The organism is Virgibacillus xinjiangensis (assembly GCF_042643145.1).
Lineage (GTDB): Bacteria > Bacillota > Bacilli > Bacillales > Amphibacillaceae > Virgibacillus_O > Virgibacillus_O xinjiangensis.
Genome location: NZ_JBHRSA010000005.1, coordinates 31,036 through 41,271, shown reverse-complemented (window position 1 = coordinate 41,271; position 10,236 = coordinate 31,036). Strand labels below are relative to the sequence as shown.

14 protein-coding genes are annotated in these 10,236 nt (G+C 42.0%); 2 read left to right on the top strand and 12 right to left on the bottom strand.

The genetic code is table 11. The annotated features are described in order from the left end of the window. Positions 1–193: 193 nt before the first annotated feature. The 8 genes from ACFOGI_RS02985 to ACFOGI_RS02950 all read right to left on the bottom strand — a co-directional run bounded on the left by ACFOGI_RS02985 (position 194) and on the right by ACFOGI_RS02950 (position 3,285). A complete protein-coding gene (locus tag ACFOGI_RS02985; RefSeq protein WP_390268194.1) occupies positions 194–484 on the bottom strand; it encodes a hypothetical protein in 291 nt (96 codons plus the stop codon). Positions 485–527: 43 nt separating this feature from the next. After that, on the bottom strand, positions 528–704 hold the full coding sequence (locus ACFOGI_RS02980; RefSeq protein ID WP_390268191.1) for a hypothetical protein: 177 nt from the start codon (positions 702–704) through the stop codon (positions 528–530). Positions 705–782: 78 nt separating this feature from the next. Then, positions 783–1,016, bottom strand: a complete 234-nt coding sequence (locus tag ACFOGI_RS02975) for a hypothetical protein (protein ID WP_390268188.1) — start codon at positions 1,014–1,016, stop codon at positions 783–785. A gap of 28 nt (positions 1,017–1,044) precedes the next feature. Further along, entirely contained in the window at positions 1,045–1,548 is a 504-nt protein-coding gene (locus tag ACFOGI_RS02970) for a hypothetical protein (protein ID WP_390268185.1), read from the bottom strand. A gap of 103 nt (positions 1,549–1,651) precedes the next feature. After that, positions 1,652–1,861 carry an ATPase gene (locus tag ACFOGI_RS02965; RefSeq protein ID WP_390268182.1) on the bottom strand — a complete coding sequence of 70 codons (210 nt, stop codon included), beginning with the start codon at positions 1,859–1,861 and terminating at the stop codon, positions 1,652–1,654. Between the two features lie 57 nt (positions 1,862–1,918). Beyond that, positions 1,919–2,398 (bottom strand): hypothetical protein, encoded by a 480-nt coding sequence (locus tag ACFOGI_RS02960; protein WP_390268179.1) that lies wholly within the window; start codon positions 2,396–2,398, stop codon positions 1,919–1,921. A gap of 119 nt (positions 2,399–2,517) precedes the next feature. Beyond that, entirely contained in the window at positions 2,518–3,018 is a 501-nt protein-coding gene (locus tag ACFOGI_RS02955) for a DUF4825 domain-containing protein (protein ID WP_390268176.1), read from the bottom strand. Positions 3,019–3,084: 66 nt separating this feature from the next. Further along, a complete protein-coding gene (locus ACFOGI_RS02950; protein ID WP_390268173.1) occupies positions 3,085–3,285 on the bottom strand; it encodes a hypothetical protein in 201 nt (66 codons plus the stop codon). Positions 3,286–3,646: 361 nt separating this feature from the next. On the opposite strand from ACFOGI_RS02950, the gene ACFOGI_RS02945 reads away from it, so the two are divergent. Further along, on the top strand, positions 3,647–4,549 hold the full coding sequence (locus tag ACFOGI_RS02945) for a glycine betaine ABC transporter substrate-binding protein (RefSeq protein ID WP_390268170.1): 903 nt from the start codon (positions 3,647–3,649) through the stop codon (positions 4,547–4,549). Between the two features lie 608 nt (positions 4,550–5,157). On the opposite strand, the gene ACFOGI_RS02940 is transcribed toward ACFOGI_RS02945, so the two are convergent. The 3 genes from ACFOGI_RS02940 to ACFOGI_RS02930 form a co-directional block, all read right to left on the bottom strand. Further along, entirely contained in the window at positions 5,158–5,397 is a 240-nt protein-coding gene (locus ACFOGI_RS02940) for a hypothetical protein (RefSeq protein WP_390268167.1), read from the bottom strand. A gap of 347 nt (positions 5,398–5,744) precedes the next feature. Beyond that, positions 5,745–6,617: a glycine betaine ABC transporter substrate-binding protein gene (locus ACFOGI_RS02935; protein WP_390268165.1), complete on the bottom strand. Its 873-nt coding sequence runs from the start codon at positions 6,615–6,617 to the stop codon at positions 5,745–5,747. A 346-nt stretch (positions 6,618–6,963) separates the two neighbouring features. Continuing rightward, positions 6,964–8,100: a Ger(x)C family spore germination protein gene (locus ACFOGI_RS02930; protein ID WP_390268162.1), complete on the bottom strand. Its 1,137-nt coding sequence runs from the start codon at positions 8,098–8,100 to the stop codon at positions 6,964–6,966. A gap of 354 nt (positions 8,101–8,454) precedes the next feature. On the opposite strand from ACFOGI_RS02930, the gene ACFOGI_RS02925 reads away from it, so the two are divergent. Further along, on the top strand, positions 8,455–8,868 hold the full coding sequence (locus tag ACFOGI_RS02925) for a general stress protein (RefSeq protein WP_390268159.1): 414 nt from the start codon (positions 8,455–8,457) through the stop codon (positions 8,866–8,868). Between the two features lie 510 nt (positions 8,869–9,378). Here ACFOGI_RS02925 and ACFOGI_RS02920 read toward each other — a convergent pair. After that, on the bottom strand, positions 9,379–10,143 hold the full coding sequence (locus ACFOGI_RS02920; protein WP_390268156.1) for an STAS domain-containing protein: 765 nt from the start codon (positions 10,141–10,143) through the stop codon (positions 9,379–9,381). Between the last annotated feature and the right edge of the window lie 93 nt (positions 10,144–10,236).

The following is a 10,236-nucleotide window of genomic DNA, read 5'->3' as shown; positions in this document are numbered from 1 at the left end:
GAATACCGGTTACAATCAGCATAGTTTTGCACGATTTTAGTGTGTCTACTTGACAGGGTCATGTACACATCCACCACTCGGGCCGCAATCCCGCTCACTCGGGCATCAGCATCCACCACTCAGGCCACACACCCGCTCACTCGGGCCTCAGCATCCACCACTCAGGCCGCACACCTGCTCATTCGGGCGACAGCTAACCATCACCATTTCCTGTGCCTTCTCTTTTGAATATGCCCACCAATAACATCACCAAGCCGATGAGAAATAGGATGGGGAAGATATACCACATGATCAGGGCGGCCCAACCATTTTCCACCATGAATGCATAGCTCAAGCCGACCGCAAAAGATAAGGCTTGGGAAATCGGCACAATCAGCGCGGTTCCCCACACTATATATTTTCTTTTCTTCGACTTTCCTTTGCTCAGCTGAAAAGCGGCAACTGCTCCTAGCAACGCAATGGCATACCCTATCACGATTGCCATTGAAGCCCCCCTCTCCATATCTAATCCCCACCGGATCTATTCATCACTTACTCTTCCCATCTTTAATCGCTTTCTCTACTCCAAAGCCGATCGTTGTGCCTACCAGACCCGCTATGCTAATAATGGCAAAGTGTTCCCAGTCTATTTCTCCGCCATTCCACCAACTGATAAGGAAAATCGCTATAAACGAACCGATTACCCAACCGATGCAAGACTTCAAAAACCGTTTAATCGCTCCTCCCTCCTTGGATGATGAGAATGTTAGTTATGTAATTGCTTCTCTTTCCTCTGGTAATAGTCATTTAAGATCTATTTTTTCTTTTATTTCTTTTAACTCATCCAAAATTTCCCTATTCACTTGAATTTGTTCTCTGCGCAATCTATTCGCTTCTGAAATCTCTTTTTCTGCTGCTTCGTATTTCTCATTTACGCTGACTGCAGCATGTGAACCGCTCTTGTTCTGCCTAAGGATGATAAATACGGAAATCAAGAAGACAACCAACAAGATTACACTGGAAAAGTCCTCAAACATCATTCATCCCTCCTAACAACCATTCTTGCTATTCGCCAAATGTAGTTACCTTATAATCATCCTCCGTGGAATCGAAGGTGAACGGAAATTCCATATAATGGAGCCTCAGTTCATCCTCCTGTCTCACCCATTCCACAAGGGTTTCGCCAGTTTCTGTTCCATTTTTCGTATCCATTGTGACTTCCATATTAATAGCATATTTGAGTGTGGTATCACCAAAAAGGCTTCGTGTTGTATAAATGCTATCTTCTTCTAAACTCCCGAATGCAGTTATGTTTTCTAAATCATTCTCTGAAATCTTATCACTGTGAGCCTGCCATGCAATTGTGCTATGGTTAGTTTGCAGTTCGGAGGATAAATAATCCTCGAACACTTCATCCGATTCTTCTTCAAAAATATCAACAATCAATTGATGGGAACGCTCATACACCTGTTCTCTTTGCTCTTCAGCTAGTGACCCCCCCATATAGAAATTCATCAGCAGATACAAGCCAACAATAATGATTGCGATGGTCAAAAACTTTTTTAGCAACATACACCCTCCAACTAAATTGATCCCCTGTTACTGCGGATCACCCCATATCTCCAAGCACTTTTTTTGGCCATCCCTCTTGCCCGTAACCTTATCATTAGGATTACTTCCTCAACCCCTTCCTATATTTCATCACCCATTCAGTGACAAATCCGACCACTACCCCAACAACGATCGGCAGGAAAGAGAACTCCGTATAGGTGAATGAGAACTCAGCCGAAAGCACCTCAATATCTGCAATCAAGCCGATCATATAAAGCAATGCCATTGTTCCCAATGCGGCAGTCAATGGAATCCAAAAAGGTTTCTTCATATAGATACCTCCAGATTTGCTTATGACCCGGTCACCATTGGTCAAACTATCCACGCATCATCCTTGCAAGAACGTCTCCCCATCCTCCGGTTTCCTATATAAATCTATGCGTTCCTGTGCCGGTATATTTTCATCTGTATCCCACCATTCGATCATCATATAAATACTGCTGACCTCATCTATGGTGATGGTCTTGCCGCCTTCCCCTACAATCGTGCCGGTAGTCTGTTGTGCGATATCTGTCTGACCAGATACGGAACCACCATGTATGACTGTATCTTCTCCGTCGATCACCGCATGTGTCCGGAAACTGAATATGTCTGAGACGTATTCATCGACGCCTTTCATAGACAGTTTTCCGTTCCCTGCTTTCTCCCCATCAGAGGTCAGCATGATTTCATAGCCGTTCAATTTCCATGTATCACTCTCCCCCATCAGGGACATATAATATTTGGTTTCCACTTGCTCCCCCTCACAGGCGGATAATAGGAGAATAATAGCTATCAACCAAACGGAATTCACAAGCATTTTCCTCATCGTACACACCCCCTCCAGCCATAATCTCTAGCTGCCTTAGCACGACAACAATCTTTTCCAAACGCGCCGACTAACAAAAAGGCGATCCGGTTGGAAATCGCCTCTTTTGTCAAAGCTTGTTACTCCAGTAGTCGAGCGACATCGTGCCCATCTGCCAGTTGTTCCTGTACGAGTTTTTCCAGTTCTTCTTCACTGGCAATTTCACTTAGATCCTGGCCATACCACTGTTCCAACTCATCCTTCGTTAGATTGAATGCACGGTCTTCCATGTCTACAAATTCAAAGGTCACCCATTCTGCATGATCAATCAAAGCAAATAAAAAAGTAGCGTTATAAATGGCTGTTTCTTCATATTCTTTTTCCGTCACTGGGGCCTTCAATGCAGAGTACGTCAGGGTCATGCCATATGGCTCTGTCTTCGTCTGAAGGGAAACCTCGTTGAATTCCTCCGCGTGCTTCAGTTGGCCGATGATGTTGATTACCGCACTGTTGTCCCCGATGGGAGAGTTTTTGTACGAAAATAACTGCTCCTCACTATGTACCTCATCACTCGAGCTGCATCCGCTTAAGCAAATGGCGATCAGCAGGGTAATGAGCATTGCACCTGTCTTTCCTCTCACAGCCATCCCTCCTTTTGCTACTCATATTTTCCCATAGCGATGGGATTTTTTAAATGGCAGGCGGCCTCAATGATGATTTTCCTCATCGGGCTTTTTCAAGAGCAGCGAGTAGCTGAATACCAATAGCCCGATCGGCAGAGCCATCTCCCATTTGATCGAATCGCCCATAGCCGTACTGTAATAAATAAGCCCAGCAATGCTCAGGAAGAACACTGCATCAGACAATGTGCTTAGCCTGTTGAATGTCTTACTGGAAATCTTCCGCATCCCGAATGCACATCCTTTCGCTGGAATCTGTACTTATTCCTACGTCTCAATGGAAGAAACGTTTCAAATTTTTCTGCCTAGTCCCTGGAAGGCCTGCCGTGGCAATAACATCCCCACCAAAAAATCAGTTGGGGGTGTTATATAGAGGAATCCGACCAAAATGTATTCATTACTACTAAAAATCTCCGTAAAATGAGGACTGTATGTTTTATTTGTACAGAATTTACTGTATTTGCTGTTTGAATCATCTGCTGAAAACCTATAACATAAAGACTGTTGTTTCAGAAAACAGAGGTGCGCACCATTCAAAACGGTAGACAAATGCAATAATAATTCATAAAAATGAGGAGTGTCCTACAACATGTTCAACTTCAAATGGAAAAAAATCGGCGTGATTGCTGGTTTGTCCTTATCCCTGATCGCTGCTGGATGCGGCTCCGATGATGGGGAAGCACAATCAGAAACCAGCGCTAGTGAAGAAATGGAATATACCATTACCGGGATTGAACCTGGTGCTGGTCAGACGGAGACCAATGAAATTGCTATATCTGAATATGATAGCCTGGCTGGTTGGCAGCAGGAACTGTCCTCAACAGGTGCAATGTTGAGCGAATTAAGTGATGCGATGGACAATGAAGAACCAATTGTCATTAGTGCATGGTCCCCTCACTATATGTTTGCCAATTGGGATATTAAGTACCTGGAAGATCCTAAAGGCATCTTTGGGGAAGAAGAATCCATCACCACCATTGCAAGAGAAGGATTGAAGGAAGACATGCCGGGAGCTCATACCATGCTTGACCGCTTCCAGTGGGAACTGGAAGATGTAGAATACGGCTTGTTGGAAGCCCAGGAAAAAAGCTTTGAAGAAGTAGCACAAGAGTGGGTGGAAGAAAATCAAGATACAGTTGCAGAATGGACGGAAGGAGTAGAGCCTGTAGATGGTACGCCAATTGAACTGGTTCTAACTCCATGGGATGCAGAAACTTTCACCACCAATATAGCTAAGGTTATCTTGGAACAACAAGGTTACAGTGTCACACTTACACCAATTGATCCGGCTGTGTTGTTCGAAGCAATAGCAGATGGCAGTGCTGATGCATCACTAGCTCCTTGGATGCCAGCTACACACGGGGAATTATACGCTCAGTATGAGGGGCAATTTGAAGACCTAGGCCCTAACGTCGACGGTGCCAAAATCGGCTTAGCCGTACCAGAATATATGGACGTTGACTCCATCGAGGATCTGCAGCCGAAGGAGTAACAGGTGAAAAGAGGAACCACACATCATCGGGATAAATCGTCCTGTTGTGGAATACAAAATGGTAAAAGAGTAGGTTGAAACGCGATATATTTGGCAACCGAAATAACATGAAATTCATATGATAATTGGCACTAAGAAACGCTCGGATATTTTTAATTTGGTACCGTCCTTTTGGGGCCACCACTTCTTCCGAGCGTTTCTTTTATTGTCTATTAAACTAATGCTACAGGTTTGTTTAACACGACACTTCCTATTAATAATTGATCTTATTGGTTCTTACCAAGCCCCAAGAGACCTCTCTTTCCATGCTGGGTCCCCCCTAATCATATTCACGCCCGTTCGTAAAGGTATACTTTTACAAACAGTCCAACCTTCAAACTCGCGCAGTCCTCCTAGAGACATTTCCAAATTCAAATAGCCGCACAGTGTCTCACACCGTACGGCTATTTAGATACTTCCTATAAAACACTTTATCCACTATGCCTTCTCCATATGGTTGAAATTCTTTCCGAACACCGGATGAAATAGAAAACCATACAGATTGGCTAGCTTGGCAGATAATTGTTACTGTTTCCGGTTTATAGCTTTCCCCATAGAGCATTCATCCATTAATAAATAGTTGTATTACCTTTGATCAAATGAAGAGAGAAGAAGATATCTTCCGTCCCTTTGAAGGTATAGACAAAGTGACTCAGCTCCTCATGATAGTATATAATCATATAATCTCCCTGTTGATCGATTATTTTCTTTCCATACGACCTATATGGGTAATCTCGAACCTGTACATCTGAAGAATCATCCTTGAATATCGACTCTAGGTAATTACTTACTATACGAATGTGTTCCACATCACGCTCCCCTTTTAGAAAAAATATTGTAAAACATATTACTGGATGCTGCTCCAATACCTCGAGGAATGCTATATAACCAGATAATACACAAATAATAACTGAATTTGTGTATGATGATGTATTAAAGCTATACCTTTAACATGAATCATCTAAACATGGAGCAATAGTCTACCAACCTATTTCTTGGATGCACGAAAATGAAGTTAAGAGTGCTTTATCAGCAACGGGCTAGGAGAGCCACCGGGAAAAATAAAAGGGACTTGGTCGTATCGATTATAGATAACTGATTAAGTCGTAAACAAAATAAAAATAATCGTCAAAACAACGATTATTTTTATTTGCATTTATTTTTCTAACCACTCATTTACTGTTTCTTGATTTTCTTTCACCCAATTTTCTGCTAGTTCCTCAGGCGACTTTCCTTCTTCCAATTCCATGATCCATTCTTCCACCATATCTAAAGTCAGTTCCATGTTGGCAAACAACTTATAAGCTGTCGGTGACTCTTCTTTTAATTGAGGTGTAACCGCAATTTCAACGTCATCGCTTTTCCAAGTATCACGTGGATCCTCTAAAAATTTAATATCATAACGGACAAACATCGGGTGAGGACGCCAAGCGTTAAATACAATAGCTTCTTCATTATTAATCACATTGTCTACTTGGGCAAGCATCGTAGCAACACTACTGTTTTGTATCGTAAAGTCGTCCATTTCATAAGTTTCCACCATTTCTTCTGTCGTTATAGCCATCCCACTACCTGGTTCAATCGCATAAACTTCATGATTAAAAAGTTCTGGATTAGCAGCAACGTCCTCTATCGAATTAATATCCTCCATATACGTTGGCACAGCGACCCCGAGTGGCATATCCGAATATAGAGTGCCAGCTATTTCAAACGTCTCGCCATATTTCTCCAAATAATCTTTATGTAAATTGGGACTCCAAACGTCGATGAATGCATCTATTTCCTGATCAGAGAGAGCTTGATATAAGATTCCAATTTCTGCTTCTTCTATCTGCACTTCAAAATCTTCCTGTTCCAAAATGACTTTTGATAAATAAGCAGGTACACTGGAATAATCATATGGATCTAATCCAATGGACAATTCAGTTTTTTCTTCTGTACTACCTTCTCCCCCCTGCGTTTCGTCGTTTGCATTATCGCTTCCACCGCATGCTGCAAGTAATAACAACGACATGATTACAGTGAGCATCAAAGTTAATCTCTGTTTAGTAACATGATTAGTAGTAATATAAATTTCCCCTTCCAATATTTTTTAAAGACTTTTCTATATTACCACATAATCAACTAAATTACCCTGCCACGTTAGTTGAATAAGCTCATTCTGTTTTTTCTATCTATGCTTTACATGAAATCTCAGAAAACCTTTCCAAAAAATAGAACCACTCATCATTGTTGTTAAAACAGATAAATGTTGTCATATCAATAAAAAAGGAGTACGAAACGCTATGCAATTTGCACTCCTTTTTAGTGTGTTATTCAGTGTTTTCTCTCCCGGTACTGAAGCCGTTAGTTCCATAGAACGGGGGTCCTTTTTATTATTGAATGGTACCATAATGGATGAGCTCAGCATCCACATGGAAATCGACCGAAATATCAGGGTAGAGTTCCCTCCATTCATCTGAAGTCATCTCGCCATCCTTTTTCTGGATACGATAGTACGTTCCGAAGCCGAACGGATCCGATTGCATATCCTGCAATTTTTTCAGTAGGCTTCCATACTCCTCCTCCATCTTCTTGGCAATTTCCTGTTCGAAGAGCTCGGCCACCTTCTCATCCTTCACCACTACAACTTCAGAGAATTCATCCAGTCGGAACTGGACCTTTACATCCACTTTATAATGCAGTTTTTCTTTATCCACGAGCTTTGTTTTTGTGTTTCCTTTCAATTGGATTTTCACATCGAGTTTCTCAATATCCTCCTCACTCCCCGTGCCAGGCATATAATCTTTAAATGGCTCACGAGGAAGTGACAACTCCAGTGGGGTTGGCGGGATTCTGCTTAAAAACAGATTCAAATAGAATGCCTCTTTCAGTGATATTTCACCGACATAGCGGTCATCTTGGAAAACTCCCATCGATATGATGGCCGGGAGCTTCTCTTCTATATCAAACACCGGAAGCCATGGATCCTGCCCGGGTTCAAAATGGGTGCGAGAGAACACCTGAAGGTCACTCCTAGGGATTTTATGTTCAATTTTCTTCTGTTCGATCAGGCGATGAAGAAACTGTCCGATACTGATTTCTGTAAGTTCCCGGCCAGTATCCAGCATCTCTTTCGTTTTCTGGTTGGTAACAGCCAGGAACACGGTGTCGGGAACATTAGCATCCCTTACCAACATATTCAAATAGGGAAGGATCCCCTGTTCTGCTGCCTCTTTTCCGAAAAGCTGCAGCTGCAGCTGACCTGCTGCCAAGTGATAGGCGGATTGACTGCCTGCATCATTTCGCGCCCCTCTCACTGTCTTTCCTTGGCCGGAGATATTTTTGGTCAAGGTCTCCGCCTGGTCATCAAATTGGAAAATCACCATGGTCGTTTCTATTTGCTCGCTATCATCCATGACATCAATTCCGACGGTATGTATGATCCCCAGGCGTTCAATTTCTCTTGAAGGTGTGCAGGCTGTAAGGAGTATAAAAATAATCAGCAGGAGTAAAGCTCTTTTGGCTGGCATCTCCTTCGCTCCTTCTTGCTCTTCGCATTTTCTGTGAGAATCCATAGTATGTGGAAAAAAGGGTGATTTATGAAGATATGGGACAACTTGGAGCATTCCATTCGAACACTGTTATCTCGGGTGATGATTAATACGGCCTTTCCCATTTCCACACCATCCTCTCCTAGGGAAAGAGGAACAGAGTCGAAGAGGGCTAGCGCCTTTTCGTATGCATGGTTCCCAGGATGACTATCGTCTATCGAGTTTCAATAGCGTTGACAGTTTGTCACATTTAATCATATATGAGTCGTTCAAACGATCTTTTTTTCGGGTATAGATTAATACCCCACCCACAAAAGGAGGCTGTTCTCTAAAATGGATAGGATCATCGGTGGTGTTTTCTCTGATGTGGAAATGACGGAAAGAGCGATTAAACACTTAACAGATATAGGGTATTCCAGTAAAGACATTTCTGTCCTCACCAAAGATAAAGAGAATGTGAACAAGGTTAAAAATGATACAGGTGCTATAACTTTATCAGGAATCGCCATTTCAGCATCAGGTCAGCAAGGAATAACTCTTTCTGGGACTGGAATGAGAACAGGCATTTCCAAAGCGCAGGCAAAACAGTATGAGCAATATCTTAAAGATGGTAAAAACATCGTATTAGTGGAAGCCGGCGATGATAACGAACAAATTATCTACCGCGTCTTCCTATCCAATAAGACCGAAAACACGGAGATGTATCCCGAAGAAGTGGTTAACGCTCAAAACAGGGAAAATTTTTAAGCCAGATTAATGAGAAAGAGGTATTCATCCATGAGTGACATACCTGTTTCTCATATGTTCTATTTGATCTCCAAAACATGGTTCCATGAAAGCTGATTTTGAAAAAACCCCCAGTCAACTTTCATACATGTATTTTCTTACATTTGCTTCCCTGCTTTGGGGCTTACTGGATTGGTAGGCATCTGAATAACCTAGAATCCAGGCAGTCACCCATTCCCTTTTCCAGCTAGATGGGTAACATGAACATGAAAAAAAGCCAGTTGACCCCATAGACATGGAATGAACTGGCTTTTATAAGCTTTTAAAAAGCGTATCTCTAGAGCAATACACTACTTTTAATCTTGAGTTTTTAATATGTTTTGGAGATTGTTTCATATCCGGTAGGTGTTGCTGTGTTCCTCAGCATCGTTGTCCAACGCAAAGCACCTCAATTCTTCGGATCATCAGCTCTCCAACATCATCGTTCAGTAAAAGTTGAAAAGAGATCAAAAGACCTGAGGTTCACGCTTTCTAGTCCTCTTGCAGCTTCATGATATGTTGCAAACCTTCATGAGCATTTCTAAAGGTATCTATATTACTTAACTCTCCAATTTCCATGGCTAAATTCGGCTTGATACCAACTATAATGCATTGCGCCCCTATCAATTTTAAAGACGCATGTAATTTCACAAGTGTCTCACGCACACTGTCATCAAAGTTATTTATCCCTCTTAGACTAACCATGACGAAGTCTATATGTTTTGAGATGCATTCCTCAATAATTACGGGTATGATGGTTTTTCCTCTATTCACATCGAGTTCCCCAACAAGTGTAAGAGCTATGGTGTTTTCCCAGATATTCAGGATCGGAGCAGATAACTCCCTGACTTTTTCCTCCAACCTCTTTGCTTTCTCCGCTTGACTTGTAACATCCATGAGCATAACCATGTATCCCGCGATTTCCTCACTTTGTTCCTGCAAATTCTTTATTGGCGTTATGACAATATCAGCAATATATTTGTTTTTTATTTCGATCCGGGCTCTATGTCCATTTTCCAATCCAGACATCACTTGGCGCTGGTATGAAGGTTCTTTATGAAAGGAATCCATGCTCATCCCAATCAAGTCATCGGAACTGGATAAACCATACAAAGGAGCTACTAGATTAAGTAATTGTCTAGCACACGTATTCAACCAGATAATTTTATAATCTGTATCAGCAATAATAATATTTTCTCCAATACTATTGAGCGCATCTGTGCCTGTTATACTCATAGGCAATAAGCTATTGTTCACCATGCTGCCACCTTTCTTGACGTAAACCACCTATATGCTATCTACGTTATTAAACTAGCGTAAGCCTCATCGTCATTGTATCATGGGTATTTA